Origin of the sequence: Sphingobium sp. B11D3A (assembly GCF_025961695.1) — a bacterium.
Lineage (GTDB): Bacteria > Pseudomonadota > Alphaproteobacteria > Sphingomonadales > Sphingomonadaceae > Sphingobium.
Genome location: NZ_JAOQOE010000001.1, coordinates 2,364,305 through 2,390,618 on the forward strand (window position 1 = coordinate 2,364,305; position 26,314 = coordinate 2,390,618).

Genomic DNA, 26,314 nt, shown 5'->3' on the forward strand with positions numbered 1-26,314 from the left:
TTCACACAAGCATCTTCCCATCGGCGCGCAATGCCGACACAGTAGGGCATCGCAACCTGGCGCTGCCTGTTCCGCGGCGCCCGATCAGGATGACCGCATGACCGACCTTTCCCGCCGCGAAGCCGTGGCCGCCGCCGCCATTGCCGGCCTCGCCGCGCTGGCGCCCGCGTCGCTTGCCGCGCAAACCGCCTCCAACCGGGATCTCACCTGGGATCTCAGTGCGCTTTATGCCGACGATGCCGCGTGGGACAGCGCCCGCCGTTCCGCGCTCGAGGCGGTCAAGGGCATGGCGGCCTATAAGGGGCGGCTTGGCGAAAGTGCCGAGACGCTCGCGGCGGCCTTCACCATGCAGTCCGACCTCTACCGGCAGATCCTGCGCGTCTATGTCTATGCCAGCCTGCGTGCCGACGAGGATGTGCGCGTCTCTGCGAACCAGGAGAAGCAGGGGCAGGCGGTTGACCTGTTCACCGCGTTCAGCGAGGCCAGCGCCTGGATCGCGCCGGAAGTGCTCAGCATCGGCGAGGCGAAGATCAAGCAGTTCATCGCGGGGAATGCCGTGTTGCGCGATCGGTTCGATCATGCGCTGGCCGACATGCTGCGTCGCGCGCCGCATACGCTCTCGCCAGAAGGGGAAGGCCTGCTGGCGAGCGCAACATCCGTGCTCTCGGCGCCGGGAGACATTTCGGACCAGCTGCGTAGCTCGGACATTCCCTGGCCCAGCATCACCCTGTCCACCGGCGAGAAAGTGAAGCTCGACAATCAGGGCTATACCGTCCACCGCGCGGCGCCCGAGCGGGCGGATCGCAAGGCGGTGTTCGATGCCTTCTGGAAGACCTATGGGGAGTTCCGCAACAGCTTCGGTGCGACCTATCTGGCGCAGGTCCGCGGCAATATCTTCGATGCGAAGGCGCGCAAATATCCCACCGCGCTGGCGTCGGCCCTCGCCGGATCGAATGTGCCGGAGGGCGTCTATCGCACCCTGGTGGCGGAGACCAACAAGGGCCTGCCCCAGCTTCACCGCTATTTCGAGCTGCGCCGCCGGATGCTCAAGCTGCCGGACCTCTATTATTACGATATCTACCCGCCGCTGGTCGAAACGGGGCGCCGCTTCTCGCTCGACGAGATGCGTCGACTGACGCTTGCTGCGGTGCAGCCGCTGGGCCCCGATTATGCCGCCTCTCTCTCACGCGCGACGGCCGCGCGGTGGATGGACCCGTGGCCGCGGACCGGCAAGCGGCCGGGCGCCTATATGCAGTCCAGCGCCTATGATGTGCATCCCTATCTGCTGCTCAACCTGAGCGACGAATATGAGAGCCTGAGCACCTACGCGCATGAGTGGGGCCATGCCATGCACAGCCTGCTCGCCAATACCGCGCAACCTTTCGAGAAAGCGGATTATCCGATCTTCACCGCCGAAATCGCCTCGACGCTGAACGAGCTGCTGCTGCTCGATTATATGGAGTCGCAGGCCAAGACGCGCGAGGAGAAGCTCTTCTATCTCGGCCAGCGGATGGAGAATATTCGCGGCACCTTCTTCCGCCAGACGATGTTCGCCGAGTTCGAACTGGTGGCGCATGACCGGGCCGAGGCGGGCGACGGTCTGTCGGGTGGCGCCTTCACCACGCTCTACACCGATCTGCTGGCGCGCTACCATGGGCCGAAGGTCGGCATGGAGCCGGCCTATGGCAATGAGTGGGCCTATATTCCGCACTTCTACAACAGCTTCTATGTCTACCAATATGCCACCTGCTTCTCCGCCGCCGTCTATTTCGCCGGGGAGATCAAGCGCGGCGGGGCGAAGGCGCGGGACAATTATCTGGCCGTGCTCAAGGCCGGCGGCTCGGATTATCCGGTCGAGATCCTCAAGCGCGCGGGGCTGAACATGGCGGGGCCGGAGCCCTATCGTGCCGTCGTCCAGCTTCTGTCGGATACGCTGGATGAGGCCGAGGCGCTGATGGTCTGATCGAAGGCCGGGCGTGCGGGGGTTTTCACCGCGCGCGACGCATGAAAATGGGGGCCGGCATCGCTACCGGCCCCCCCGATGCCATCGCCTTCCAGCCCGTCTCCGGGACATCCAGCGTCTGGCACGACGCTCTCGATCGTCAGATCGTGCGCCTCACGTCCTGTTCCTTGCGGAAGTCCGACGTGCTGATCCGGCTGCGGCAGGCCGCCTTCGGATCGGCCGCGCGAGGCTCGCCCGAAGGGCAAGCCGTGGCGGCCTTTGCGGATGCGGGATCATGCCTAGACGGCAGAGCCTGCATCCATCCCCGCTGCCTCGCGATCCTGTTCCCGGGGGAAGCGTGATCCTGCGGTTGGCGGCGGGCCGAACCAATCCGCCGAGCACGTTGCCGCGCGCAGGTCTTGGTCCGTAAGATCGACTCAACATCCTGATTTAACAGAACATTTCTGTCTCTCTATGGCTTGATGGTCTCACGAGAATCGAGTCGTGCAAAGCATTATCCGCCGCTGCAATGCGGGGAGCGAGATCAAAACTGTGGATGAGTGTGGATAAGTCCGGGGATAATTTGCGCCGGGCCGATCATTGGTCCGCGCTGTAGGGAAGCGGCCGCAGATTCGCCAGCAAAAAGGCGCACAAAAAAGGCGACGCCTTGCAGCGTCGCCTTTTTGATTTGCAGCAGAGCGACCTCAGTGGGTCGCGCCGTGCCTCATCTGCTTACAGGCCGCCGAACGGAACGCTCATGGCAGCGGCAGAGATGTAGGCAGCAAAAATCTTCTTGAGAATGGTCATGTCGTGGCTCCCGGAATTGATCGGGCGCAGCGCCCGTGTCTCTGGAGGCCATTTGTGTTGCAACGCAGCAAAGTTCAATTGCAAAGGCCGGGCGACGAATGCAAAAACTGCAATCGTTGTGGCCTGCGCATTCAATCGGGAATGATTATTGCTCTGATAAATCAACGATTCTCTGGAATTCCTCGTCGCTCACCGACGACACGGACAGGCGCGATTGTCGCACCAAAGCCATGTTCGCAAATGCAGGATCGGCCTTGATCTGCTTGAGCGTGACCGGCTTGGCGAGTTTGCGCACCGGCGCGACTTCCACCGCGAACCACTTGCCGGTCTCGTCCGTGCTGTCCTGCTCGGCCCCGCGCACGATCTCCATGATGCCGACGCATTCGACGCCGATGTTGCTGTGATAGAATAGCGCCTGGTCACCAACCTCCATCGCCTTCATGTTCAGCTTGGCGGCATGGTTGCGCACGCCGTCCCACTCGGCGCGAACCTTCTCGACCAGATCGTCCCAGGAGAACACATCGGGCTCCGATTTCATCAGCCAGTAGCGCATGGGCGATCGATCCTCCTTTGCCAGCCTGCCAGGGCGCCATTCCATGCCGGTACGCGGGGTGCAAGGGCCTTCCGCCTGCCAGGCCCGGCGTGACAGCCGCGCCGCGAACGCCTAGTCAGGCATCATCATTTCACGTTCGAATGAGACCGTCATGACGTCATCCGATCCGCTGGGGCATGTCCCCACTCTCTCGCTCGCGCGCCTCTCGCCGCAGGATTTCGCCGATGCGATCGGCAGCAGCTTCCGCGAATATGGCTTCGCCATCGTCACCGATCATGGGATGGACCCGGACCTCGTGGCGCGGGGCTGGGCGCTGGCAAAGGCGTTCTTCGCGCTGCCCGATCCGGTCAAGCGCGCCTATCTCGTGCCCGGCGGCGCGGGACAGCGGGGCTATACGGCGTTCGGGACAGAGGTCGCCAAGGGTGCCAGCGAGAATGACCTCAAGGAATTCTGGCATGTCGGCCGCGCCCTGCCGGCCGGTCATCCCCTCGCCGCCGATATGCCGCCTAACATCTGGCCGGGCGAGATCGCGGGGTTCGAGGAGACTTTTACGGCGCTGTTCGCGGCGTTCGATGTCGTGGGCACGCGCATCCTCTCCGGCGTCGCGCGCCATCTCGGCCTGGCGCCAGACTGGTTCGACGCCAAGATCGACGAGGGCAATTCCATCCTGCGGCTGCTGCATTATCCGCCCGTATCCGCGCAGGCGCCCGGCATTCGCGCGGGCGCGCATGAGGACATCAACCTCATCACCCTGCTGCTCGGCGCCGAGGAAGGCGGGCTGCAGCTGCTGACGCGCGAGGGTGAGTGGATTCCGGCCACGCCGCCCGCTGGCGCGCTGGTCATCAATGTCGGCGATATGCTGCAGCGGCTGACCAATCATGTGCTGCCTTCGACCAGCCACCGCGTCGTCAATCCGCCGCCCGAGCGCCGCCACATTCCGCGCTATTCCATGCCCTTCTTCCTGCATCTGGAGCCGGACGTGATGATCGAGGCGCTGCCGCAATGCGTGAGCGCGGAAAATCCGCTGCGTGAACCGCCGATCAGCGCGCATGACTATCTGCACGAGCGGCTGCGCGAGATTGGGCTGAAGAAGGGTTAGGTTTTCGCGCCCCCACACATCTCGTTCGTGTCTCGACTTCGCTCGACACGAACGGGGGGCGGAAGGATGTGGGTCTGCGGACCCGCAGCTTACTTCCGCCAGCGGGAGAGGGTGATGCCGATCTTCTCGTTCCGCTCGGAGAGGGCCAGCTTGACGATCTTCACCGTCACATGGCGCGCCTTGCGGTCCTGCAGGAAGATGGTGTCGATGATGTGATCGGCCACGGCCTCGACCAGCATGAAGTGCTGGCCGCGCGTGATCGCCGTGGTCGCCGCATGCTTGAGGTCCATATAGTTTTTGGACGTGCTGAGCGGCGTATTCGGCTCGTAATGGCTGCGATGCTCGAGCAGGGCGCGAATGCTGATTCGCAGCGGCTGCGGCAGATGGGTTTCCTCGGAATAGATGCCGGTCAGCACATCCACCTCAAGATCCTCAATCTCGAGCAGCAGCATGTCATCCATGGGATTCACGCCGTTTGCCGGATTGGCGCTGTGCCCTCCCGTTCCTGGCATTCCCGCCTCGCGTCCCGCCATCATAGCCTCGAATAACCCTTTTCATTTGGGCGTGAAGCGCTAAAGGCCGCCGCCTCGGGCGCTATTGCCCGCTTGGAAGGCGGACGGCAAGCGGTGACACGGATCGGCGAGCTGGCAGGAACCGGAGACGCGGCCATCACCGCGCTGCTCGATGCGGCATTTGGCCCGGCGCGCCACGGCCGCACGGCCTATCGCATCCGCCTGGGCATGGCCTGGTTCACGGACCTCTCCTTCGCCGCCTTCGATTCGGACGGGCAATTGATCGGCACGCTGCAGAGCTGGCCGGTGGCCCTGCACGGCCCGGACGGTCGCGAGACACCGCTGATCATGGTCGGGCCGGTCGCGGTGGTCCCAGCGATGCAGCGCCATGGCACCGGCCGCGCGCTGATGGACCGGCTGATCGAAACCGTCGATCTGCATCCGGGCGATCCGCTGGTGATGATCGGCGATCCCGAATATTATGGCCGCTTCTGGGGCTTTACGGCCGATGCAACGGGGGATTGGGCCGTGCCCGGTCCGGTCGAGCGGCACCGCTTGCTGACCCGCGCGGCGCCCGGCGTGGTGCTGCCCTCCGCCGGCAGTCTTGGCCCGCGCGGCACGGCCCTGGTGGCGGGGGCGACGGCCACGCCGGCGGTCTGAGCGCGCTGATCGCGGTCAGCACCGCGTGGCCCCGGTGCGAGACGCCCTTTGCCAAGCCGGCTGGCCTTGCCTATCTGCAGCGCATGGTTGCGCCTCTCGATCCCGGTTCCGATCCGCCCATTGCCGGTGTCCCGCAGGATGCCGATCCGGCGCGGCCCTATCCGGTCATGGATTGGGCGCCCACGCGCTGCGGGCACAGCGCCATGCGAATCGATGCGCAGGGCCGCTGGTTTCATGAGGAGCGGGAGATCCGCCGTCCCGAGCTGGTGAGCCTGTTCGCGCGCCTGTTGCGGCGCGAGCCGGACGGGCGGCATGTGCTGGTGACGCCGGTCGAGATGCTCGACATCGAGGTCGAGGACGCGCCTTTGTTCGCGGTGGAAATGGCGAGCGACGGGGAAGGGCAGGCGCGGACGCTGCGGTTTCGGATTGGAGCGACCGGGCAGTGGATCATAGCTGACGGCGCCCATCCGCTCGGGATGGAAGAGAATGCGGCGGGGCCGCGTCCCGCGCTCGGGCTGGAGGCCGGGCTGCGCGCGCGGCTGATCCGCCCGGTCTATTATGCGCTGGCCGATCTTGCCATTGCGGAGGGGCACGATCCCCTGGGCCTGTGGAGCAGCGGCGTTTTTCACGCGCTGGAGACGACGGCATGAGCTGGCGGGACCGGCTGACCGCGTCGTTGCGGCCGGAATTCGACTCGGCGCATACCCATGATTTCTTCCTGTATCGCAACCGGCCTGAGCCGGAGGGGCCGTTCACGCCGGCAGCGGTGCTGATCGCGGTCACGGACCGTCCCGATCCGGGCATGATCTTCACCCTGCGCCACGCAGGGCTGCGCGCCCATGCCGGGCAGGTCGCCTTTCCCGGTGGCCGGCTGGACCCGGGTGATCGCGACGCGGTGGAGGCGGCGCTGCGCGAGGCGCATGAGGAAATCGCGCTGCCGCCCGAAGCGGTGGAGGTGATGGGCCGATCGGATCGCTTCCGCACCGGCACGGGGTTCGAGATCGAGCCGATTGTCGGCATCGTCCCGCCCGATCTGGCGTTGCGGCCATCCGAGGCGGAGGTTGACGCCATCTTCGAGGTGCCGCTCGATTTCCTGCTCGATCCCACCAACCGCGCCTTGCGCACCGTGGATTGGGAAGGCGGCACGCGCAGCTATTACGAGTTTCTGTGGCAGGAGCACCGCATCTGGGGCGTGACGGCAGCGATGCTGGTCAACCTCGCCCGGCGCATCGAGGCGGCCGCATGAGCGCGCCCCTCCCCGAGCGGCTTCCCGATGCCGAGTGGCGGGCTTGGCCGGGCCTACTGGCACTCTGCGAGGCGCTGGGCGCGGACCAAGGCGAAGCGCGTTTCGTCGGCGGCGCGGTGCGGGATGCCCTGCTGGGCATCGCGGTTAAGGATATCGACATCGCCACCGTCCACCTGCCGGAGGAGGTGGTCCGGCGCGTCAAGGCCGCTGGCCTGCGCGCCGTGCCGACCGGCATCGCGCATGGCACGATCACCGCCATTCTGGATCATCGCCCGATCGAGATCACCACATTGCGGCGGGATGTTTCCACCGACGGACGCCGGGCGACGGTCGCGTTCGGCACGGACTGGCAGGATGACGCGGCCCGCCGCGACTTCACGATGAACGCGCTTTATGCCGATCCCGCCAGTGGCGTCTTGTCCGATTATTTCGACGGGCGCGCCGATCTGCTCGCTCGCCGCGTGCGCTTCATCGGCGATCCCCATCAGCGCATCGCCGAGGATCATCTGCGCATCCTGCGCTATTTCCGCTTTACGGCCCGGTTCGGCACGCTGGATCGCGACACGCCGGATTATCGCGCCTGCGTGGCGCACGCGACCAGCCTCATGGCGCTTTCGCGGGAGCGCGTCGCGGACGAGATGCTCAAGCTGCTCGGTCTGCCCGACCCGGCCGACGTGATCGCGGCGATGGTGGGCGACGGGGTGCTGGCGTCCGTGCTGCCGGAGATCGATGTGGAGGGCGTCGCCGCCTTGCGCGCGCTCATCGCCGCCGAGCAGGCGACGGGCATCGCGCCGGCCGGCTTGCGTCGTCTGGCGGCGTTGCTTCCGCCCGATGGCGCGCTGGCCGATCAGGTCGGCGCACGGCTGCGGCTCTCCAACAAGGCGCGCCAGCGTTTGCGCGCGGCCGCTACCCCGACCTCGGCGGCCACTCCGCAGGCACTGGCCTATGCGCTGGGCGAAGACAGCGCGGTCGATCAGCTGCTGCTGGGCCGGGCCTTTTCGTCCGACTGCGCGCCCACGCTGATCGGCTGGCAGGCGCCGCGCCTGCCGCTTTCGGGAGGCGATCTGATTGCGATGGGGCTGACGGCAGGTCCGCTGGTGGCGCGGACGCTTCAGGCGCTGGAGAGAGCGTGGATCGACCGGGGTTTTCCCGAGCCGGACGAGACGCGCGAGATGGCGCGTCAGATGGTCGGGGCGGCGCTGCGCTCCAGCCAGTAGTGGAAGGCTTCCTGCGGCGGCAGGGGGCGCGCGAAATGATAGCCCTGACCGAAATGGCAGCCGAGCTTGCGCAGGGCATCGGCCATATCGGGCGTCTCGATGCCCTCTGCGGTGGTTTCCATACCGAGCGCGCCGGCGAGGCTGACGATGGCGCGCACGATGGCGATCTTGTCGGCGTCGCCGATCATGTCCGTCACGAAGCTGCGGTCGATCTTGAGCACGTCGATGGGGAGCGACTGGAGGCTGGCGAGGTTGGAGAAGCCGGTGCCGAAATCGTCCATCGCCACCGTCACGTCCATCGCCTGCAGCGCGCCGAGCAATTGCCGGGTCTTGTCCGGGTCGGCGATGAGCGCGCTTTCGGTCAGCTCGATGATCAGGCGGTTGCCGGCAATGCCGGCATAGCGCAGCGCTTCCTCCACCGCGCGGGGCACATTGTCGCGCACCATCTGCACCGGTGAGAGGTTGACGTTCATCGTGATCGGCAGGGTTTCGCCGAACCGCCTGTCCCAATCCGCAAGGGTCTGCACGCACTCGCACATTGCCCAGCGCCCGAGCGGCACGATCAGCCCCGATTCCTCGGCGACCGGAATGAACTCATTGGGGGAGACCTGCCCCAGCACCGAATCCTCCCAGCGCGTGAGCGCCTCGAAGCCCTTCACCGCGCCGGTCTGCAGGTTGATCAGCGGCTGGAACACCATGGTGAGCTCGCCATTGTCGATCGCCTCGCGCAGGCGGTTCTCCAGCGTGAAGCGCTTGAGCGCCTCGCGGAGCACATTGGCGCGGTAGACCTCCAGCGCGCCGGATTTCTTGGCGCGCTTCACCGCCGCCTGCGCCTGCCTGAGCAGCCGCTCGATATCGTCGCTGTCTTCCTGCGCCAGCGCGCAGCCCAGCGCGACCTCGACGTTGATGAGATAGGTGGAGAGGCGGATCGGTGCCTCGAATGCCTTGCGCACGCGCTCGGCGATCTGCAGCACTTCGGACAGGCCATGGCCGACATGGGCGAAGATGGCGAACTCGTTGCCGCCGATTCGGGCCAGCACGTCGCCCGCGCGCAGCACGGATTTGACGCGGCGCGCGACGGTGATGATCAGCTCGTCGCCCGCCATCGCGCCCAGCGATTCGTTGATGCGGCTGAATCGCACGAGATCGAAGCCGATGATCGCATAGGTCGCCTTGCTCGCGGCCGGGCGGCCATTTTCGGCGAGGCCCTCGATCTGCTCGACAAAGCCAATGCGGTTGGGCAGCGAGGTCAGGCTGTCCGTCATCAGCTCCTTGCGCAATGTGCTTTCCGCATTGCGCTCGCTGGTGCGGTCGGTTGCGGTGAAGAGCACCAGCCGGGCGGGCTGCGCATCGTCTTCCTCAACCCAGGTCAGCGAGCAGCTGTAGGCCCGCAGCCCGAGCCGGTCGTGGAATTCCAGTTCGAAGCGGTCGGAGCGGCGCTGCGAATCGAACATCGCCTGCGCGCGGTGCCGCCAGTTACGCTGCCTGCGCTGGCTGTCTTCACTGTCGAGCAATTCGTTGGCGGCCTGATCCTCGACAAAGCTGAAAAACTCCGCATTGCCGACCAGAACGTGCAGGCCTGATGGGGATTGGGTCAACAGCGCGGCGGGATAAGGGAGCGCCTTCAGGAAGGCGGTATAGCCGCGCAGGTCGTCGACCGCCGGCAAGGGCTCTGTCATGGAGGCATCAAAGGGCGCAGGCCGCGGGCGTGCCGCTGCCTCTACATGCTCCGTCTCGCGTTTTGCGCTTGCCGTCATGGATCGCCGGGTTAACGGCCCATGGTAAATTAAGGCTGAAAGTCTGGCCCAAGCCCCTATTTTTGTTGATGCCGCAACAGTCCCCATCGTCCCGTGACGGGAAAAGGAGGATTCGCCTGCGCTGACGGATCAGTCGAAGCGGTTGTCGCGGGGGAAGCCGTTGGGCGGCATCCGCCCGGCAGCGCCGCGGGCCGCGCGCCAGGAGAGCAGGTCGGTTTCGGTGCGGGTCCGCCCGCTGTCCCCGCCCATCGTCCAGGAGAGGCCCTGCGCCAGCGTGAGCGTCATCGCGTCGGAGAGGCCGCCATCCTTGTAGCGCTGCAAGGTCACGCCCTGTCCGCGCGCCATTTCCGGCAGTTCGGCGAGCGAGAAGATGACGAGCTTGCGATTCTCGCCGATGACAGCGACCGAATCGGCCCCCGGTGCCACCGGCCGCACCACCTTGAGCTGCGCGCCGGCCTTGAGGTTCACCACCTGCCGGCCCTTGCGGGTCTCAGCGATGATCTCGCTCATCGCCGCGATAAAGCCGCGCCCGTCGCTGGCGGCGAGCAGCAGTTTGCCGTCCGCCCTGGCCGGCAACAGCGCGACGATGTCGGTCTCATTGGCCAGATCGATCATCAGCCGCACCGGCTCGCCAAACCCGCGTCCGCCCGGCAGCTTGTCCGCGCCCAGCGTGTAGAAGCGCCCATCCGATCCGGCGAGCAGCAGCTTGTCGGTGGTCTGCGCGTGGAAGGCATAGGCCGGGCCATCGCCTTCCTTGAACTTGAGCGCATCGGTGGCGGTGAGATCGGCATGGCCCTTCATCGCGCGAATCCACCCGCGCTGGGACATGATGACGGTGATCGGCTCGCGCTCGATCATCGCCTCAAGTGGAATCTCGCGCGCCGGCCCGGCCTGCTCCAGTCCAGTCCGCCGTGCGCCGATGCCCTTTTCCGGCGTGTAGCGCTTGCGCAGATCGGCGAGGTCGCGCTTGAGGCGGGTGCGCTGGCGGGCGGGCGATTCGACGAGCTTCTGCAGATCCTCGCGTTCGGCGGCGAGGTCGTCGCGCTCGCGCCGCAGCTCCATTTCCTCCAGCTTGCGCAGGGAGCGCAACCGCATGTTGAGGATCGCCTCGGCCTGCCGGTCGGTCAGCTGGAACTCCGCCATCATCACCGGCTTGGGCTCATCCTCGCTACGGATGATCTCGATCACCCGGTCGAGGTTGAGATAGGCGATGATATAGCCGTCGAGCAGCTCCAGCCGGTTGTCGATCTGCTCGATGCGGTGCCGGGCGCGGCGGACCAGCACCTCGATCTGGTGCTTGAGCCATTCGGTCAGCAGATCGCGCAGGCCCATCACGCGGGGCGTGTGGCTGGCATCCAGCACGTTCATGTTGAGCGGGAAGCGGCTCTCCAGATCGGTGAGACGGAACAGGCTGTCCATCAGCACGTCCTGATCCACCGTGCGCGCGCGGGGCTCCAGCACGATGCGCAGAACCTCGTCCGACTCGTCGCGCACGTCGGCGAGGATCGGCAGCTTCTTGTCGGCGATGAGCTGGGCGATCTGCTCGATCAGCTTGCCCTTGGCGACGCCATAGGGAATCTCGTCGATCACCGCGATCCAGGTGCCGCGCCCTTCATCCTCGCGGTGCCAGCGGGCGCGCAGGCGCATGCTGCCCCGGCCGGTCGCATAGGCGTCCGAGATCACCGAGGGCGGATCGACCAGCACGCCGCCGGTCGGGAAGTCCGGCCCTCTCATATACTGCATGAGCTGGGCGTGATCGGCTTCCGGCTGGTCGATCAGCAGCGTGGCCGCATCGATCACCTCGGCGACATTGTGCGGCGGAATGCTGGTCGCCATGCCCACCGCGATGCCGCTGGCGCCATTGGCGAGCAGATTGGGGAACAGGCCGGGGAAGACCTCGGGCTCTTCCTCCTCGCCATTATAGGTCGGGCGGAAATCGACGGTGCCATGGTCGAGGCCGGCCATCAGATCGGCAGCGGCCTGCGTCAGCCGCGCCTCGGTGTAGCGCATGGCGGCGGCGTTATCGCCATCGATATTGCCGAAATTGCCCTGCCCGTCGACCAGCGGGGTGCGCAGGGAGAAGTCCTGCGCCAGCCGGACCATCGCGTCATAGACAGAGGCGTCGCCATGCGGGTGATATTTGCCGATGACGTCGCCCACGACGCGGGCGCATTTCTTGTAGCTGGTGGTGTTCCGCTCGGGATTGGCGACCAGAATATCCGGCGCTGGCCCGCTCGGTTCGAGCCGCAAGAGGCGCATTGCCCACAGCAGGCGGCGGTGGACCGGCTTCAAGCCGTCGCGCAGATCGGGCAGCGAGCGCGCGGTGATCGTGGAGAGCGCATAGACCAGATATCGCTCGGACAGGGCTGAATCGAAGGGGTGGTCCTTGATGCTGTCCAGCGGATCGCGAAAATCTGTCATGCCGCGCGATTAGCAAGCGCAGCGGCGCTTGGGTAGGGGAGCTATGCGCCTTCGGTTGCGTCGCCTGCATTCTCCGAACCATTGGCCTCCATGATCGCGGAGGCGGCGTCGGCCAATCGGCGCGCGGCGAGGATGTCATTGGCCATGTTGGGGCGCAGCAGCGGCGCCAGTCGCTCGGCTTCCGACATGAGTTGCGCGCAGAGCCAGGTGAAGCGGTCGGCCAGCGCCACCAGATCGTCCGCCGCCTGCGCTTTCTCGCCATCCGGGCGGGCGCGGACGAGGCGCGGAAAACCGACGGCGTCCGCCTTGGCAGCGGCCAGCGCGCGATCCTGCAGGGCGCACAGCCGAGCCGCCGAATCGTGCAGGGCGGGGTCGACGGGGGGATGATGGAGGCTCACCGCGATCGCCTTGCGCAGGCAGGCAATGCCCATCGCCAGCGCGCAGGCTGCGGCCGTGCCGGAGCCCGACGAGAGGTCGCCCGAGGCGATCTCCTCCAGAACATCCTCAAATGGTGCGCGCGCCAGCATGCGCCTTAAGCGGACCTGCGCAGATTAGGTTCCCGCGGCTTGATCCGCTCAGGCCGGCAGCGGGACGGGGCGCCCGGCGGGCGGCATATGCTGGTCGACAATGAAGGAGGCTGCCGAGACGAGAATGGCGCCGACCGCCAGCACCGCGAAGAAGGGGATGACGCTGCCATTGCCCAGTTCCAGCAGCGCGCCGCCGAACGCACTGGCCGACACCGCGCCGACCCGGCTCATGAAGATACCGAAGCCGATTCCCGACGAGCGGCAGGAGGGCGGATAGCCATGGGTCATGATGACATACATGGTCGCGATGCCGCCGCTGAAGGCCGCCGCCGAGGCGCCGATCAGGCTGACCACGATCAGCCGCTCGGTCTCGGTCGGCGCCGGGGAGAGCGTCTCGACGAAAAAGCCGAGCGTGACGATGCAGAGGAACAGCGCGATGCTGATGCCGCTCATCACCGTGCGGGTGCCCAGCCGCCGGCTGAGGAAGCCAGCGGCAATCGCCGCGACCATGGAGGTGATGCCCGCCACCGAGACGGCATTGCCCGCCTGCGGCAGGGTGAAGCCGGCGGCGGTCAGGAATGTGGTGGACCAGTTGAGGATGCCATAGGCGACGAGGGCGCAGGCGGTGAAGGAGGTGCAGACGCCGATGTTCATCCGCAGGTTGCTGCGGTGGAGCACGCCGATGGCGACGCCGGCGCCATCATCCGCGCGATGGCGCTCCGGCATGAGGTCGATGTCTTCACCCAGCACGCGGCGGGCAACGGCCTGCGCCTCCGCCTTGCGACCGCGCGCGATAAGGAAGGAGGGGCTGTCGCGCAGCACGGCGATAATCAGCACGATGAGGAAAAGCGTCGCGATGCCGAAGACCATGAAGGTCCAGCGCCAGCTATAAAGGTCCGACAGGGCGGGGGCGACCCAGCCGACGACGGCGCCGCCAATCGGCGTGCCGACCGAGAGCGAGCTGACCGTGATCGGCCGCAGCCGGTCCGGCAGCCACTCGCTGGCCATGGTCAATGCGTTGGAATAGGCTGCGCCAAAGCCGATGCCGCTGACCAGCCGCCACAGAGCCATGCTGGTCACGCTGCCGGCCTGGCCTGCCGCGATGGTGCCGAGGCCGAAGATGATGGCGGCGAAGGCGAGGGCGTAGCGCCGGCCGATCCTGTCGCCCAGCATCCCGCCCAGCCAGCCGCCGAGACCGAAGCCGATCAGCGCCGCGCTCATCGCAATGCCGAATGTGCCGCGATCCACCCCGAAATCGGCGATCACCAGGGGCGCGACGATGCCGAGCAGCTGCATGTCGATGCCATCGCTGACAAGGATGAGCAGGCAGATGCCGACCGTGATCCACTGGAACCTGCGCACGGGCCTGCTGGCCAGCGCGGCGCTGAATGTGGTGGCGGCGGTGGATGCCATGCCTGCCTCTCCCTCGGATATGTTGTTGGCCGGATGTCGGCCGTTTGCGACGGCGTAACGGATTGAATATCATTTGTCGAAGGAATGAACGTGGATGGGCGCGCCCCACCGTCTCTCAGGGGCGAGCGGCGCCGCAGCCATTGATCGGGGCGCGCGAGAGGCCTATCCCGCCGGCATGACGCACGCTGCCTATCCCGAGCTTCGCCTTCGACGCACCCGCGCTGCCGCTTGGAGCCGGCGCCTTCATGCCGAGCATCGCCTGACGCCAGCCGATTTCATCTGGCCCCTGTTCATCACGGGCGGGCGCGGGGTCGAGGAGCCGGTCGGCTCTTTGCCGGGCGTCTCGCGCTGGTCGGTCGATCTCGCCGTGGCGCGCGCGCGGGAGGCTGCGGCGGCGGGCATTCCCTGCCTCGCCCTGTTCCCCAATACCCCGCATGACCGGCGCAGCGACGATGGCGTGGAGGCGCTCAATCCAGATAATCTGATGTGCGAGGCGATCCGCGCGATCAAGGATGCCGTGCCGGAGATCGGCCTGCTGACCGACGTGGCGCTCGACCCCTATACCGCGCACGGCCAGGACGGCCTGCTCGATGAAGCCGGCTATGTCGTGAACGACGCCACGGTGGAGATGCTGATCGGCCAGGCGCTCAATCAGGCCGCCGCCGGGGCGGACATCATCGCGCCGAGCGACATGATGGACGGGCGCATCGGCGCGATTCGCGAGGCGCTGGAGGCCGATGGTCACGCCAATGTGCAGATCATGGCCTATGCCGCCAAATATGCGAGCGCCTTCTACGGTCCGTTCCGCGATGCGGTGGGCTCGGGCGGGCTGCTCAAGGGCGACAAGAAGAGCTACCAGATGGACCCGGCCAATGGCGCCGAGGCGCTGCGCGAAGTGGCGATGGACATTGCCGAGGGCGCGGACAGCGTGATGGTCAAGCCCGGCCTGCCCTATCTCGATATCGTCGCGCGGGTGAAGGATGCCTTCAACATCCCGGTCTTCGCCTATCAGGTGAGCGGCGAATATGCGATGATCGAGGCTGCCGTGACCGTCGGCGCAGGCGAGCGCGACGCGCTGGTGATGGAAACGCTGATGAGCTTCAAGCGCGCCGGCTGTACGGGCGTGCTGACCTATCATGCGCTGCATGCCGCCCGGCTGCTGGGCGGCTGAGCGGGCCAGTGAGGCAACGCCATGGCCAGAATGATCGCTGAAACCGAGCGGCTGATCCTGCGGACCGAGCGGCCGGGCGATCAGCAGGTCTGGCTTGCCCACATGAACACGCCGGAAGTGCGGGCCTGTCTGGGCGGCCCCAGACCGGCGGAGGCCATTGCGGACAATTTCGCCCGGATCGCGGCCGACTGGGAGACCAAGGGCATCTCGCTGGCGATGATCGAGCGCAAGTCCGACGGGCTGCTGCTGGGCGATTGCGGGCTTGGCGTCATCGATTCGCCGGAAGCCCCCGACGAGCTGGCCGGGCAGTGGGAGATCGGCTGGATCATCCGGCACGATTGCTGGCGCAAGGGCTATGCGCAGGAGGCTGCGCGGGCGATGTTGGCGCGGGCGTTCGGGCCGTGGGATCTGCCGGCGGTCTTCGCGCAGACCTCGCTCAGCAATCCGCCCTCCTGGGGCCTGATGGAGAAGCTCGGCATGCGGCGTCGTGCCGATCTGGACTATGGTGACAGCCGTTATCCCGCTGCCGACAATCCCACGATCATCTATGAGATGCGGCGCGCGGACTGGACGGCGCACAGCGAGGACAAGTCATGACCAGGCCTCTTATCCTTCCCTTCAACGGCAAGACGCCGAAGATTCACGAGACCGCCTTCGTGGCGCCGGGCTGCGTCATTATCGGCGACGTGGAGATCGGCCCGCAGGCCAGCGTGTGGTACAATTGCGTGCTGCGGGCCGACATCAACGCCATTCGGGTCGGCGCGCGCTCGAACATTCAGGATGGCAGCACCGTCCATGTCGAGAGCGATTTCGGCGATGGGGGCCATCCGGCGATCATCGGCGACGATGTGCTGATCGGGCATATGGCGATCATCCATGGCTGCATGCTGGAGAATCGCGCCTTCGTCGGCATGGGCGCCATCGTGATGGACGGCTGCGTGATCGAGGGGGATGCCATGCTCGCGGCAGGCGCGATGCTCACGCCCGGCAAGCGCATGCCGGCAGGCCAGCTGTGGAGCGGGCGACCGGCCAAATATATGCGCGATCTGGGCGAGGCCGACCTGCACGGGATGCGCCGCGGCGTGGAGGCCTATGTCGAGGAGGCTGCGCTGCACACCGCCGCGCTCAAGGCTGCGGAAGCTGGCGCCTGAGGGCGTCGAGCGCATCATTCTGCGCGTCGACCATTGCCAGCACGCGCAGGCGGGCCGGATCGATGACGGCAAGGTCTGCGGCGACGCGGGCGGCATCCTCGGCATCCTGCCGCTCGACAAACAGCGTGTCGAGCGCGGCGAGCGCGGCGACGCTTTCATAGCGGGCACTGTCGAGCGCGCTGATTGCCGTCTGCGCGGTCACCCAGGATTCGCTGTTGGGCGCAGCGCCTGCGCCTGCTGCCACGCTGGCGCGACTGCCGGTGAGCAGGCTCTGAAAGGCCGTGTCGGCACTGCCTGCATCGCGGGTGAAGCGATCCACCTGCGTGGCGAGCGCCGGGTCCGTGGCGGCGGGCTTGATCGCCGGTGCCGGGGGCACCGTGCGGTCGCGGCTTTCGACCGGACGCTTGGCCAGCGACGGGAAGGCACGCGGGTCGGCCTGCGCGTTGACGGCAGAGCCCAGGATCATCAGGGCGAAAAAGGCGGTGAGTCGGCGCAGCATGATGCCTTTCATTTAGGGTGGCGGGAGAAGCGCTTCAACCATGGCGCGCAGGCGGTGCCCGTTGCAGGTTTGATGGCGCGGCGCGTGAGGTTGCGCGGCGAAAATCCGAGTCTTTCCGTTGACAGGTCCGGCGACCCTCACTAAGGGGCCACATTCCCGCGCGGACAGCTCCAAATGGCTGTGCCATGCCGTTCGCGCCAAGCATTTGATTGATGGAAGTTAAGCCCATGTTCGCTGTCGTGCGTACGGGCGGCAAGCAATATCGCGTCGCCGCCGGAGACAAGATCGTCGTCGAGAAGATCGCTGGTGAAGCCGGCGAAACCGTCACGCTGGACGATGTCCTGCTCGCGGGTGACGGCTCGGAAATCAAGGACAGCAAGGGCCTCACGGTCTCGGCTGAGATCATTGCCCAGGCCAAGGGCGAGAAGGTGATCGTCTTCAAGAAGCGTCGCCGGCACAATTACCGTCGTCGCAACGGCCATCGCCAGCAGCACACGATCCTCAAGATCGTGGCGATCGGCGGCGAAGCGCCGAAGAAGAAGGCCGCCGCCAAGAAGGCCGACGCCGCTCCGGCAGCCGCCGAAGCCTGAGCCTGAATTTGGTTGATTGAGCATTTTCGGACGCAAAACCGGTTTCCACTTTTGCTGAAAATGCTCTGAAAGTTTCGAGGAGTTTAGACCATGGCACATAAAAAAGCTGGCGGTTCATCGCGCAACGGTCGCGATTCAGAATCGAAGCGCCTTGGCGTGAAGAAGTTCGGCGGCCAGAGCGTGCTCGGCGGCAATATTCTCGTCCGTCAACGCGGCACGAAGTTCTACCCGGGCCGCAATGTCGGCATCGGCAAGGACCACACCCTGTTTGCGCTTACCGAAGGTCGCGTGGTGTTCCACGACGGCAAGCTCGGTCGCAAATTTGTGTCCGTGGACGTGATGGCGGAAGCCGCCGAATAATCGGACGATTCATGACAGGGATCGTCCAGCGGGACGATCCCTTGGTGAGCCGGTGCCGGTTCATCTGAAACCAAGGGAGAAGGGATCGCCCCTCCTCCCTTTTTTCTTGTTCTCCCTGGACCCTCGATAGACCTCGGCGCGTCAGGAGCACGGTTGCTCGCAGCGTTCGCAAGGCTGTCTCACAGGCGTCATCTGTCTGCGGCAGAGCGCCCCGGAACCGGAGACAAGACCATGTTTGCACGTACCCCCCGTTTGCTGCTGCGGCCCGGCTGGCCGGAAGATGCGCAGGCGCTCTATGCCGCCATCGCGGATGAAGCGATCGTGCGGAATCTTGCCCGCGCGCCCTGGCCCTATACGCTGGACGATGCGGTCGATTTTCTCGCCGGCGATCACGATCCGCTGCAGCCCAAGTTCCTGGTGATGAAGCGCACCCAGGGAGTACCGCGTCTCATCGGCTCCTGCGGCATCCATACGCAAGACGATGGCGCGCTGGAGCTGGGCTACTGGATCGCGCGCCCTTATTGGGGCCTGGGTTTCGCGACGGAAGCGGCTTCGGCCGTGATGCAGATCGCCCGCGCGACGGGCGTGCGCAACATTCGCGCCAGCCATTTCACCGACAATCCGGCGTCCGGCCGGGTGTTGCGCAAGCTCGGCTTCCGTCCGGCGGGCCGCCCCGAGCCGCGCCACAGCCGTGGCCGCAATCGCGCCGATCTCTGCCAATTCTATGAAGAGGGCGGCGAAGGCGACATGCGCGAGGACGTGGCGGTGGAAATCTATGCGGATCGCGAGCCCGTCGCAGCTTGAAAGTCGCGTGCTGTCGACGCGTTTGAAGTCCATGGCCGTGCTCGCCCCGAGCGCGGCCGCGGACCGCTCATAGCCAGCCGAGCTTGCGGAAGCGCCGATATAGCAGCGCGCAGATGATCGCGATTCCGCCCAGCACGATGAAATAGCCGTAGCGCCACTGCAATTCGGGCATGTTGCTGAAGTTCATGCCGTAGATCCCGGCAATGGCGGTGGGCACGGCCAGGATCGCGGCCCAGGCGGCGAGCATCCGGGTGATGTCGCCCTGGCGGCGCTGTTCGAGCAGGCTGCTCGTTTCCGCGACGGAGGTCAGATAGTCGCGCAGCCCGGCGACGCGATATTCGACCCGCCGAACATGATCCAGCACGTCGCGGAAATAGGGCAGCATGTTCTCGTCGATATTCGGCTGGACATGATTGACCATGCGCCCGGCAACATCGCTCATCACCCCGAGGATGCGCTGGAAGCGGACGATCTCCCGGCGGGTCGCGAAGATCTGGCGGATCTGGTCTGAGTCGAGGAAGGCCTCGCCGGCGGCGGCTTCCATCGCCAGCACCTGTTCCTCCAGCGCATCGACGACCGGGAAATAGCCGTCGACGATGAAGTCCATGATCGCGTGCAACACATAATCCGGGCCGTGGGCCAGGGCGGCGGGTGCGCTCTCCAGCCGGGCGCGCAGCTCCGAATGCGCCCGCGCCGAACCGTGGCGCACGGTGACGATGAAGTCGGCACCCAGGAAGACGGAGGTCTCCCCATAGCCGATGAGATCGCCTTCCAGATGCGCCGTGCGCAGGATCAGGAAGAGCTGGTCGCCATACAGCTCCAGCTTGGGCAATTGCTTGCCCTTGCGTGCGTCTTCCTGCGCGAGCGGGTGCAGGCCGAAACAGGTGCCGACCTGAGCCAGTTCTTCGGCATCCGGCTCATGCAGGCCGATCCAGACGAACTCGCCCCCCGGCAGCCGGTCATGGCGGGGGCAGTGGATGTCGACATCCCCCACAACCTCGCCATTGCGATATCGCCGTGCTGCTATGACGGTCACGCGCGTGCCTTTCACCAGTCGAACCCGGCTGAGGTAACGCCTCGCCGGAGAAATGGAAGCATGGGAAGGCGGGCCCGTATGAGGCCGCGCTTCACCTTTGCCGGCAAAGGCCTTATGGGCGGCCGATGCATTTCCTAGATCAGGCCAAGATTTTCATTCGCTCGGGTGCGGGCGGGCCGGGAGCGGTCAGCTTCCGGCGCGAGAAATATATTCAATATGGCGGCCCCAATGGCGGCAATGGCGGCAAGGGTGGCGACATCATCTTCGAGGCGGTGCCCGGCCTCAACACGCTCATCGACTTCCGCTACACCCAGCATTTCAAGGCGCCGCGCGGCGGCCATGGCGAGGGTGGCGACCGCACCGGTGCGGGCGGCGATGATCTCGTCATCAAGGTGCCGGTGGGCACGCAGGTCATCTCCGAGCCGGATGAAGAAGGCTATAGCGAGGTGCTGGCCGACTTTACCGAGCCCGGCCAGCGGATCGTCCTGCTGCGCGGCGGCGATGGTGGCCGCGGCAATGCCAGTTTCAAGACCAGCACGAATCGCGCGCCGCGCCAGCACGGCACTGGCTGGCCGGGCGAGGAACGCTGGGTGTGGCTGCGCCTGAAGCTGCTCGCCGATGTGGGATTGGTGGGGCTGCCGAACGCCGGCAAGTCGACCTTCATCAATCAGGTGACCAACACCAAGGCCAAGGTCGGCGCCTATCCGTTCACGACGACCAAGCCGCAGCTCGGCGTGGTGCTGCACAAGGGGCGCGAATTCGTGCTGGCCGATATTCCGGGGCTGATCGAGGGCGCCTCGGAAGGCGCAGGCATTGGCGACCGCTTCCTCGGGCATATCGAGCGCTGCCGGGTGCTCATCCACCTTATCGACGCGACCGGGGACGATCCGGTCGAGGCCTGGCGCATCGTGCAGACCGAACTGGAGAATTATGGCGAGGGGCTGGAGGACAAGCCACAGCTTCTCGCGCTCAACAAGGGCGATCTGCTTGGGCAGGAGCTGATGGAAGATGTCGCCAAGGACCTGAAGAAGGCCGGCGCGGGCAAGGCCTTCATCATCTCCGGCGCGACCGGCGAGGGCATGGAGGCGCTGCTCGATGCCGTGCTGCCCATGCTGGGCGAGGTTCACCGCGCCGAGGCCGAGGAGAAGGCCGCGCAGGAAGGTGAGGTGGAGGACAAGCCATGGTCCCCCATTTGAGGATGTATCTCCCCTCCTCTTTAGAGGAGGGGGCGGGGGTGATGATGCGCCGGTGTCGACTGCGCGGCGCTCACGCCCCATCGTTCAGCACCACCCCAACCCCTCCTCTGAAGAGGAGGGGCTTTTCCCCTGTCCCCCGCGCCGTTCGTGTCGAGCGAAGTCGAGACACGGCTGGCACTGTCCTCGCGTGTCTCGACTTCGCTCGACACGAACGGTGGGTTTGTTCTGGGCATGAGAGAAGAGTGCGTTGGGGATACCCATCATGACTGACGCCCTCACCGGTTTCCCGCCCGCCGCCATTCGGCGCATCGTCATCAAGGTCGGCTCGGCGCTGCTCGTCGCCCCGGACGGCTCCGTGCGGCGCGACTGGCTCACCAGCCTTGTCGACGAGATCGCGGCCCGCCGCGCGGATGGGCAGGAGATCATCGTCGTGTCCTCCGGCGCCATCGCGCTCGGCGCGCGCCGTCTGGGCCTCGCCAAGGGCGGTCGTGCGACGCTGGAGGATGCGCAGGCTGCGGCCGCCGTCGGCCAGATCGCGCTCAGTCAGGTCTGGGCCGACCTGCTTGCCGGGCACGATATTCCCGCCGCGCAGATGCTGGTGACGCTGGGCGACCTTGAGGATCGCCGCCGCTATCTCAATGCCTCCGCCACGCTGGACCGGCTCGCGGGCCTCGGCGTGGTGCCGGTGGTCAATGAGAATGACAGCGTCGCCACCGAGGAAATCCGCTTTGGCGACAATGACCGGCTGGCCGCGCGCATCGGCCAAGCGGCAGGCGCGGATGCAGTGGTGCTGCTTTCCGATATCGACGGGCTCTACACGGCGAACCCCCACAGCAATCCCGATGCCACATTGATCCCGCTGGTCGAGAAGATCGACGCCGCCGTGCTGGCCATGGGCGATGGCAACAGCGCCTCGGGCATGGGATCGGGTGGCATGATCTCCAAGTTGCAAGCCGCGCAGATCGCGACCGGCGCCGGTGCGCATCTGGCGATCATCTCCGGCCGGGTCGATGCGCCGCTGGGCCACTGGCAGAGCAGCGGACGCGGCACATTGTTCCGCGCCTCGGCCAAACGCGGCGGGCGCAAGGGCTGGCTGGCCGGGCGCCTCACCGTCAAAGGCAAGCTCAGCGTCGATGCCGGCGCGAGCGAAGCCCTGCGCAAGGGCCGCAGCCTGCTGCCGGCCGGTGTCACCGGGACGAGCGGCGTCTATGCGCGCGGCGACGTGATCGACATCGTCGGGCCGGATGGCGCGGTGATCGCGCGCGGCCTCGCGCAATATGACAGCCAGGATGCCGAGCGGATCATCGGCAAGCGCAGCGCTGAGGTTGCCGGCCTGCTGGGCGGCACCCCGCGCGCCGCGATGGTCCACCGCAGCTATATGGTGCTGCTCTGAGCACCCTTGCCCTCACCGGCGCCACCGGCTTTGTCGGCAAGGCGACGGTGGAGAAGGCGCTGGCCGCCGGCCATGCCGTGCGCGCGCTGACCCGCCGTCCCCAGCCGCCGCGCGAGGGCGTAAGCTGGATTGCCGGCTCGCTGGAGGATGCCGCCGCGCTGGATGCGCTGGTCGCCGGCGCGGATGCCGTCATCCACATTGCCGGCGTAGTCAATGCACCGACCCGTGCCGGGTTCGAGGCGGGCAATGCCACCGGCACCGCTGCCGTGATCGCCGCCATGCAGCGTGCGGGCGTGGTGCGGCTCGTCCATGTCTCCAGCCTCGCGGCGCGCGAGCCGGGGCTCTCCGATTACGGATGGTCGAAGGCGGAAGCCGAGCGCCATGTGCAGGCAAGCGGGCTCGACTGGACGATGATCCGCCCGCCCGCGATCTACGGTCCGGGTGATGCCGAGCTGCTGGAGCTGTTCCAGATGGCGACGCGCGGCTTCGTGCTGCTGCCGCCGGGCGGGCGCCTCTCGGCGATCCATGTCGATGATCTGGCGGAGCTGCTGGTGCGGCTCGGCGCTCGGCAGTGCGGCGAGACGCAGGGCAAAATCTATGAGGTGGACGATGGCACGCCCGAGGGCTGGAGCCATGTCGATTTCGCTCGTGCCATTGGCCGCGCCGTGGGGCGTGCCTCGGTGCGAACCATGTCCATGCCGTCCGCCCTGGTCCGCCTCGGCGCCCGCATCGACCGGCTGCTGCGCGGCGACAAGGCGCGGCTGACGCCCGACCGCGCCGCTTATTTCTGCCATGCCGACTGGGTGTCGAAGGCGGCGCTGCATCCGCCGGGCGATCTCTGGCGCCCGGCCATCGCCACCGAGGCGGGTCTTGCCATGACCGCGCAGGCCTATCGCGACAAGGGCCTGCTGCCGCGCTGATGCCCGAATCCCGCCTTATTCGCTTGCCATAGGCAGGGCGAAGCGGGCATTCGGCTCGCAACAGGGCCTTATCGGGCTATTACGGAAAGAAAGTCGCAGCCATGTCGGACCGTCAGGACGTCTACGCGCAGATTGCAGCGCAGATCGAACCCTTCAACAAGAAGGGCGTCGCCTTGAGTGACAGCACCACCTTCGCCGGCGACCTGGAGTGGGACAGCCTCACCGTCATGGATTTCGTCGCCGCCATCGAGGACGAGTTCGAGATCATCATCACCATGAACATGCAGGCGGAGATCGAGACGGTCGGCCAGCTGGTAGATGCGGTGATGAAGCTGAAGGCGGAGGGCTGAAGCCATGGCGAGCGTGATCGACGGGGCGGAAACCACCATGCGCGTGGCGGAGGCCGACAAGGACCTGTTCTCCAAGTTCGATCCCCTGATCGCCGAGCGCGAGGCGCTGCTGGCGACCGGCGTGCGCGATCCCTTCGCCATCGTGATGGACGAAGTGAAGTCGCCCACGCTTGCGGTGATCAAGGGCAAGGAGACGATCCTGCTCGGCACCTATAATTATATGGGCATGACCTTCGACCCGGATGTGGTGGCGGCGGGCAAGAAGGCGCTCGACGAGTTCGGATCGGGCACGACCGGCAGCCGCGTGCTCAACGGCACCTACCAGACCCACAAGGCCTGCGAGGATGCGCTCAAGGACTTCTACGGCACCAAGCATGCCATGGTGTTCTCGACCGGCTATCAGGCCAATCTCGGAATGATCTCCACGCTGGCCGGCAAGGGCGATTATATCGTGCTGGATGCCGACAGCCATGCCAGCATCTATGATGGCTGCGCACTCGGCAATGCCGAGATCGTGCGCTTCCGCCACAACAGCGTGGAGGATCTGGACAAGCGCCTCGGGCGCCTGCCGGCCGATGCGCTCAAGCTGGTCGTGCTGGAAGGTGTCTATTCGATGCTCGGCGACGTCGCGCCGCTGCCGGACATGGTTGCCGCAATCCGCAAGCACCCCAATTGCATGATCCTCGTCGATGAGGCGCATGGCATGGGCTTCTTCGGCCCCAATGGCCGTGGCGTCTATGAGGAGCAGGGCGTCGAGAAGGAGATCGATTTCGTCGTCGGCACCTTCTCCAAATCGGTCGGCACGGTCGGCGGCTTCTGCGTCTCGGATCATCCCAAGTTCGATGTGATGCGCCTCGTTTGCCGGCCTTATGTGTTCACCGCCTCGCTGCCGCCGAGCGTCGTCGCCACCGCCGCGACCTCGATCCGCAAGCTGATGCACGCCAGCGAGAAGCGCGCGCATCTGTGGGAGAACAGCCGCCGCCTGCACAAGGGGCTGATTGATCTCGGCTTCACGCTCGGCACCAAGACGCCGCAATCGGCGATCATCGCCGTCATCCTTACCGACCAGACGCAGGCCGTGGCGATGTGGCAGGCGCTGCTGGAGCTGGGGCTGTATGTGAACATGGCCCGTCCGCCCGCGACACCGGCCGGCACCTTCCTGCTGCGCTGCTCGCTCTGTGCCGAGCATTCGAGCGAGCAGGTCGGCCAGATTCTCGAGATGTTTGCGACGGCGGGCCGGATGACGGGCGCCATCGCTAGCTGATCGACCGGCCGGGCCTGTGTGAGGGCCCGGTCAAACCGCCCGCTGGTCGCACGACCGGGCGCCTTCGCGGCTCCGGCTGACGCGCGGCGCTATGATCTTGCGGGCGTTCACACACTCTAAGGTTGCGGCGCGGGCGCATCCCGCTTACGGCCTTGCCGTGTCCGGACCTTCCGGCCGGGCCACCTGAACCGGCTCAAGGAACCTGCGGACTCTCATGCTGACCGCTCTGGACCGCTACATGGCGAGGCTGATCGCGGTCCCGCTTTTCGCAAGCCTCATCGTTGCGGCGATGCTTCTGGTGCTGGACCGGATGCAGCGGCTGTTCGTCTTCGTCGCGACCGAGGGCGGTCCGGTGAGCGTGGTGTGGCGGATGCTCGCCAATCTCCTGCCCGAATATCTTGGCCTTGGCATTCCCATCGGCCTCATGCTCGGCATCCTGCTGGCGTTCCGCAAGCTGGCTCTGTCCTCCGAGCTGGATATTCTGCGCGGCGTCGGCCTCTCCTATACGAAACTGCTCAAAGTGCCGTATATGTATGCCATTGCGCTGGCGATCCTGAACCTGACCATCGTTGGCTTCATCCAGCCGGACAGTAAATATGCCTATGAGCGGCTGCGGTTCGAGCTGCGCTCGGGCGCATTGGGCGCCTCCATCAAGGTCGGCGAGTTCACCAAGCTGGGCGATGGCATCACCATCCGAATCGAGGAGAGCGAGGACGAAGGCAAGAAGCTGAGCGGCATCTTCGCGCGCATGGATAGCGACGGCGGCCAGTCGCTGGCGGTCACGGCGGCGCGCGGCCAGTTCCTGGCGACCGACGACCCCGATACGATCATCATGCGCCTCACAGATGGCGTGCTGGTGCATAATTCTCCGAGCTTCACCGAGCCGCGCATCCTCTCCTTCTCCAACCACGATCTGCCGATCTCGCTGCCGAAGATCGAGGAGTTCCGTACGCGCGGCGATGGCGATGTGGAGCTGAGCCTGCCGGAGCTGTTCCGCGCCGGCCTCACCCGCGATACGGCGCTGGGCCGGGCGCAGGCTTGGTCAAACTTCAATTTCCGCGTCGTGGAAGTGGCGATGATGATGCTGCTGCCGCTCGCGGCGATTGCCTTCGCGATCCCGCCGAAACGCTCGACCTCCGCGCTCGGCGTCTTCCTGTCGATCGTCTTCATCGTCACCTATCACAAGATCAACCAGACGATGCAGTCGCTGGGCGCACTGGGCCGGATCGATCCGTTCCTGGGCCTGTGGGGCCCGTTCCTCATTTTCGCCGGGATCATCGCCTGGCTCTATTATCAGACCGCCTATGTGCCCGGCGGCCAGCCCATCGGTGCGCTGGATCGTCAGTTCGCCAAGCTGCTCGGCCTGTTCAAGTCGCTGCTCAAATGGTTCGGCGACCGGCGTTACCGCAAGGCACATCGGGGATAG

28 protein-coding genes are annotated in these 26,314 nt (G+C 66.2%); 19 read left to right on the top strand and 9 right to left on the bottom strand.

The features are described from left to right. Positions 1–97: 97 nt before the first annotated feature. Entirely contained in the window at positions 98–1,963 is a 1,866-nt protein-coding gene (pepF, locus tag M2332_RS11230) for an oligoendopeptidase F (protein WP_264574103.1), read from the top strand. A gap of 41 nt (positions 1,964–2,004) precedes the next feature. Further along, positions 2,005–2,304 carry a hypothetical protein gene (locus M2332_RS11235; RefSeq protein ID WP_264574104.1) on the top strand — a complete coding sequence of 100 codons (300 nt, stop codon included), beginning with the start codon at positions 2,005–2,007 and terminating at the stop codon, positions 2,302–2,304. A gap of 370 nt (positions 2,305–2,674) precedes the next feature. Here M2332_RS11235 and M2332_RS11240 read toward each other — a convergent pair whose 3' ends face one another. Then, positions 2,675–2,914 carry a hypothetical protein gene (locus M2332_RS11240; RefSeq protein WP_264574105.1) on the bottom strand — a complete coding sequence of 80 codons (240 nt, stop codon included), beginning with the start codon at positions 2,912–2,914 and terminating at the stop codon, positions 2,675–2,677. Beyond that, a complete protein-coding gene (locus M2332_RS11245) occupies positions 2,895–3,302 on the bottom strand; it encodes an EVE domain-containing protein (RefSeq protein ID WP_264574106.1) in 408 nt (135 codons plus the stop codon). Before M2332_RS11245 ends, M2332_RS11240 begins: the two co-directional genes overlap by 20 nt. A 151-nt stretch (positions 3,303–3,453) precedes the next feature. On the opposite strand from M2332_RS11245, the gene M2332_RS11250 reads away from it, so the two are divergent. Beyond that, positions 3,454–4,401, top strand: coding sequence for an isopenicillin N synthase family dioxygenase (locus M2332_RS11250; protein ID WP_264574107.1), 948 nt, complete (start codon positions 3,454–3,456; stop codon positions 4,399–4,401). An 89-nt stretch (positions 4,402–4,490) separates the two neighbouring features. Here the strand turns inward: M2332_RS11250 and M2332_RS11255 are convergent, their stop codons facing one another. Continuing rightward, a complete protein-coding gene (locus M2332_RS11255; protein ID WP_181560925.1) occupies positions 4,491–4,862 on the bottom strand; it encodes a dihydroneopterin aldolase in 372 nt (123 codons plus the stop codon). A gap of 165 nt (positions 4,863–5,027) precedes the next feature. Here M2332_RS11255 and M2332_RS11260 point away from each other — a divergent pair, with 165 nt between their 5' ends. From M2332_RS11260 to M2332_RS11275, 4 genes are all read left to right on the top strand, one after another. Further along, a complete protein-coding gene (locus M2332_RS11260; RefSeq protein WP_264574108.1) occupies positions 5,028–5,573 on the top strand; it encodes a GNAT family N-acetyltransferase in 546 nt (181 codons plus the stop codon). Positions 5,574–5,656: 83 nt separating this feature from the next. Beyond that, positions 5,657–6,223 carry a DUF1285 domain-containing protein gene (locus tag M2332_RS11265; protein ID WP_264574109.1) on the top strand — a complete coding sequence of 189 codons (567 nt, stop codon included), beginning with the start codon at positions 5,657–5,659 and terminating at the stop codon, positions 6,221–6,223. Beyond that, positions 6,220–6,819 carry a CoA pyrophosphatase gene (locus M2332_RS11270; RefSeq protein ID WP_264574110.1) on the top strand — a complete coding sequence of 200 codons (600 nt, stop codon included), beginning with the start codon at positions 6,220–6,222 and terminating at the stop codon, positions 6,817–6,819. The genes M2332_RS11265 and M2332_RS11270 overlap by 4 nt, the downstream gene beginning before the upstream one ends. Beyond that, positions 6,816–8,036, top strand: a complete 1,221-nt coding sequence (locus M2332_RS11275; RefSeq protein WP_264574111.1) for a CCA tRNA nucleotidyltransferase — start codon at positions 6,816–6,818, stop codon at positions 8,034–8,036. Before M2332_RS11270 ends, M2332_RS11275 begins: the two co-directional genes overlap by 4 nt. On the opposite strand, the gene M2332_RS11280 is transcribed toward M2332_RS11275, so the two are convergent. The 4 genes from M2332_RS11280 to M2332_RS11295 all read right to left on the bottom strand — a co-directional run bounded on the left by M2332_RS11280 (position 8,000) and on the right by M2332_RS11295 (position 14,154). Further along, complete coding sequence (locus M2332_RS11280) at positions 8,000–9,715, bottom strand: putative bifunctional diguanylate cyclase/phosphodiesterase (protein WP_264574112.1); 1,716 nt, start codon at positions 9,713–9,715, stop codon at positions 8,000–8,002. The genes M2332_RS11275 and M2332_RS11280 overlap by 37 nt on opposite strands. Before the next feature lie 207 nt (positions 9,716–9,922). Next, entirely contained in the window at positions 9,923–12,214 is a 2,292-nt protein-coding gene (gene parC, locus M2332_RS11285; protein ID WP_264574113.1) for a DNA topoisomerase IV subunit A, read from the bottom strand. 41 nt (positions 12,215–12,255) lie between these two features. Further along, on the bottom strand, positions 12,256–12,741 hold the full coding sequence (locus tag M2332_RS11290) for a cyclodeaminase/cyclohydrolase family protein (protein ID WP_264574114.1): 486 nt from the start codon (positions 12,739–12,741) through the stop codon (positions 12,256–12,258). A gap of 48 nt (positions 12,742–12,789) precedes the next feature. Continuing rightward, positions 12,790–14,154 (bottom strand): MFS transporter, encoded by a 1,365-nt coding sequence (locus M2332_RS11295; protein ID WP_264574115.1) that lies wholly within the window; start codon positions 14,152–14,154, stop codon positions 12,790–12,792. 175 nt (positions 14,155–14,329) lie between these two features. On the opposite strand from M2332_RS11295, the gene hemB reads away from it, so the two are divergent. The 3 genes from hemB to M2332_RS11310 are packed head-to-tail and all read left to right on the top strand — an operon-like array spanning position 14,330 to position 16,476. Then, positions 14,330–15,325, top strand: coding sequence for a porphobilinogen synthase (hemB, locus tag M2332_RS11300; protein WP_264574957.1), 996 nt, complete (start codon positions 14,330–14,332; stop codon positions 15,323–15,325). Between the two features lie 21 nt (positions 15,326–15,346). Beyond that, positions 15,347–15,922 carry a GNAT family N-acetyltransferase gene (locus M2332_RS11305; protein WP_264574116.1) on the top strand — a complete coding sequence of 192 codons (576 nt, stop codon included), beginning with the start codon at positions 15,347–15,349 and terminating at the stop codon, positions 15,920–15,922. Further along, on the top strand, positions 15,919–16,476 hold the full coding sequence (locus M2332_RS11310) for a gamma carbonic anhydrase family protein (RefSeq protein WP_264574117.1): 558 nt from the start codon (positions 15,919–15,921) through the stop codon (positions 16,474–16,476). Before M2332_RS11305 ends, M2332_RS11310 begins: the two co-directional genes overlap by 4 nt. On the opposite strand, the gene M2332_RS11315 is transcribed toward M2332_RS11310, so the two are convergent. Next, on the bottom strand, positions 16,451–16,975 hold the full coding sequence (locus M2332_RS11315) for a hypothetical protein (protein WP_264574118.1): 525 nt from the start codon (positions 16,973–16,975) through the stop codon (positions 16,451–16,453). The two genes, M2332_RS11310 and M2332_RS11315, sit on opposite strands and share 26 nt — an antisense overlap. A gap of 227 nt (positions 16,976–17,202) precedes the next feature. Here M2332_RS11315 and rplU point away from each other — a divergent pair, with 227 nt between their 5' ends. The 3 genes from rplU (at position 17,203) to M2332_RS11330 (ending at position 18,729) form a co-directional block, all read left to right on the top strand. Continuing rightward, entirely contained in the window at positions 17,203–17,565 is a 363-nt protein-coding gene (gene rplU, locus M2332_RS11320; RefSeq protein WP_181561558.1) for a 50S ribosomal protein L21, read from the top strand. Positions 17,566–17,655: 90 nt separating this feature from the next. Further along, entirely contained in the window at positions 17,656–17,925 is a 270-nt protein-coding gene (gene rpmA / locus M2332_RS11325) for a 50S ribosomal protein L27 (protein WP_181560913.1), read from the top strand. A 231-nt stretch (positions 17,926–18,156) separates the two neighbouring features. Next, on the top strand, positions 18,157–18,729 hold the full coding sequence (locus M2332_RS11330; RefSeq protein ID WP_181560912.1) for a GNAT family N-acetyltransferase: 573 nt from the start codon (positions 18,157–18,159) through the stop codon (positions 18,727–18,729). Between the two features lie 67 nt (positions 18,730–18,796). Here M2332_RS11330 and M2332_RS11335 read toward each other — a convergent pair whose 3' ends face one another. Further along, positions 18,797–19,765: a magnesium and cobalt transport protein CorA gene (locus M2332_RS11335; RefSeq protein ID WP_264574119.1), complete on the bottom strand. Its 969-nt coding sequence runs from the start codon at positions 19,763–19,765 to the stop codon at positions 18,797–18,799. 125 nt (positions 19,766–19,890) lie between these two features. On the opposite strand from M2332_RS11335, the gene obgE reads away from it, so the two are divergent. From obgE to M2332_RS11365, 6 genes are all read left to right on the top strand, one after another. Then, on the top strand, positions 19,891–20,961 hold the full coding sequence (gene obgE / locus M2332_RS11340; protein WP_181560910.1) for a GTPase ObgE: 1,071 nt from the start codon (positions 19,891–19,893) through the stop codon (positions 20,959–20,961). Between the two features lie 262 nt (positions 20,962–21,223). After that, a complete protein-coding gene (proB, locus tag M2332_RS11345) occupies positions 21,224–22,354 on the top strand; it encodes a glutamate 5-kinase (RefSeq protein WP_264574120.1) in 1,131 nt (376 codons plus the stop codon). After that, a complete protein-coding gene (locus M2332_RS11350) occupies positions 22,351–23,274 on the top strand; it encodes an NAD-dependent epimerase/dehydratase family protein (RefSeq protein ID WP_264574958.1) in 924 nt (307 codons plus the stop codon). The genes proB and M2332_RS11350 overlap by 4 nt, the downstream gene beginning before the upstream one ends. 101 nt (positions 23,275–23,375) lie before the next feature. Further along, positions 23,376–23,624, top strand: a complete 249-nt coding sequence (locus tag M2332_RS11355) for an acyl carrier protein (RefSeq protein ID WP_181560908.1) — start codon at positions 23,376–23,378, stop codon at positions 23,622–23,624. Between the two features lie 4 nt (positions 23,625–23,628). Then, the gene (spt, locus tag M2332_RS11360) at positions 23,629–24,888 is read left to right on the top strand and encodes a serine palmitoyltransferase (protein ID WP_264574121.1); all 1,260 of its coding nucleotides are present in this window, start codon (positions 23,629–23,631) and stop codon (positions 24,886–24,888) included. Between the two features lie 214 nt (positions 24,889–25,102). Continuing rightward, positions 25,103–26,314, top strand: a complete 1,212-nt coding sequence (locus M2332_RS11365; RefSeq protein ID WP_181560907.1) for an LptF/LptG family permease — start codon at positions 25,103–25,105, stop codon at positions 26,312–26,314.

What these genes read in the sequence shown, in the direction of transcription:
- proB (WP_264574120.1), top strand. Translation starts at nt 21,224, where the DNA reads ATGACTGACGCCCTCACCGGTTTCCCGCCCGCCGCCATTCGGCGCATC.
- M2332_RS11295 (WP_264574115.1), bottom strand. Translation starts at nt 14,154, where the DNA reads ATGGCATCCACCGCCGCCACCACATTCAGCGCCGCGCTGGCCAGCAGG.
- M2332_RS11355 (WP_181560908.1), top strand. Translation starts at nt 23,376, where the DNA reads ATGTCGGACCGTCAGGACGTCTACGCGCAGATTGCAGCGCAGATCGAA.
- M2332_RS11315 (WP_264574118.1), bottom strand. Translation starts at nt 16,975, where the DNA reads ATGCTGCGCCGACTCACCGCCTTTTTCGCCCTGATGATCCTGGGCTCT.
- hemB (WP_264574957.1), top strand. Translation starts at nt 14,330, where the DNA reads ATGACGCACGCTGCCTATCCCGAGCTTCGCCTTCGACGCACCCGCGCT.
- M2332_RS11365 (WP_181560907.1), top strand. Translation starts at nt 25,103, where the DNA reads ATGCTGACCGCTCTGGACCGCTACATGGCGAGGCTGATCGCGGTCCCG.
- M2332_RS11245 (WP_264574106.1), bottom strand. Translation starts at nt 3,302, where the DNA reads ATGCGCTACTGGCTGATGAAATCGGAGCCCGATGTGTTCTCCTGGGAC.
- M2332_RS11330 (WP_181560912.1), top strand. Translation starts at nt 18,157, where the DNA reads ATGTTTGCACGTACCCCCCGTTTGCTGCTGCGGCCCGGCTGGCCGGAA.
- M2332_RS11310 (WP_264574117.1), top strand. Translation starts at nt 15,919, where the DNA reads ATGACCAGGCCTCTTATCCTTCCCTTCAACGGCAAGACGCCGAAGATT.
- M2332_RS11235 (WP_264574104.1), top strand. Translation starts at nt 2,005, where the DNA reads ATGAAAATGGGGGCCGGCATCGCTACCGGCCCCCCCGATGCCATCGCC.
- M2332_RS11305 (WP_264574116.1), top strand. Translation starts at nt 15,347, where the DNA reads ATGGCCAGAATGATCGCTGAAACCGAGCGGCTGATCCTGCGGACCGAG.
- parC (WP_264574113.1), bottom strand. Translation starts at nt 12,214, where the DNA reads ATGACAGATTTTCGCGATCCGCTGGACAGCATCAAGGACCACCCCTTC.
- obgE (WP_181560910.1), top strand. Translation starts at nt 19,891, where the DNA reads ATGCATTTCCTAGATCAGGCCAAGATTTTCATTCGCTCGGGTGCGGGC.
- M2332_RS11280 (WP_264574112.1), bottom strand. Translation starts at nt 9,715, where the DNA reads ATGACAGAGCCCTTGCCGGCGGTCGACGACCTGCGCGGCTATACCGCC.
- spt (WP_264574121.1), top strand. Translation starts at nt 23,629, where the DNA reads ATGGCGAGCGTGATCGACGGGGCGGAAACCACCATGCGCGTGGCGGAG.
- M2332_RS11265 (WP_264574109.1), top strand. Translation starts at nt 5,657, where the DNA reads ATGGTTGCGCCTCTCGATCCCGGTTCCGATCCGCCCATTGCCGGTGTC.
- M2332_RS11270 (WP_264574110.1), top strand. Translation starts at nt 6,220, where the DNA reads ATGAGCTGGCGGGACCGGCTGACCGCGTCGTTGCGGCCGGAATTCGAC.
- M2332_RS11255 (WP_181560925.1), bottom strand. Translation starts at nt 4,862, where the DNA reads ATGGATGACATGCTGCTGCTCGAGATTGAGGATCTTGAGGTGGATGTG.
- pepF (WP_264574103.1), top strand. Translation starts at nt 98, where the DNA reads ATGACCGACCTTTCCCGCCGCGAAGCCGTGGCCGCCGCCGCCATTGCC.
- M2332_RS11250 (WP_264574107.1), top strand. Translation starts at nt 3,454, where the DNA reads ATGACGTCATCCGATCCGCTGGGGCATGTCCCCACTCTCTCGCTCGCG.
- rplU (WP_181561558.1), top strand. Translation starts at nt 17,203, where the DNA reads ATGTTCGCTGTCGTGCGTACGGGCGGCAAGCAATATCGCGTCGCCGCC.
- rpmA (WP_181560913.1), top strand. Translation starts at nt 17,656, where the DNA reads ATGGCACATAAAAAAGCTGGCGGTTCATCGCGCAACGGTCGCGATTCA.
- M2332_RS11290 (WP_264574114.1), bottom strand. Translation starts at nt 12,741, where the DNA reads ATGCTGGCGCGCGCACCATTTGAGGATGTTCTGGAGGAGATCGCCTCG.
- M2332_RS11275 (WP_264574111.1), top strand. Translation starts at nt 6,816, where the DNA reads ATGAGCGCGCCCCTCCCCGAGCGGCTTCCCGATGCCGAGTGGCGGGCT.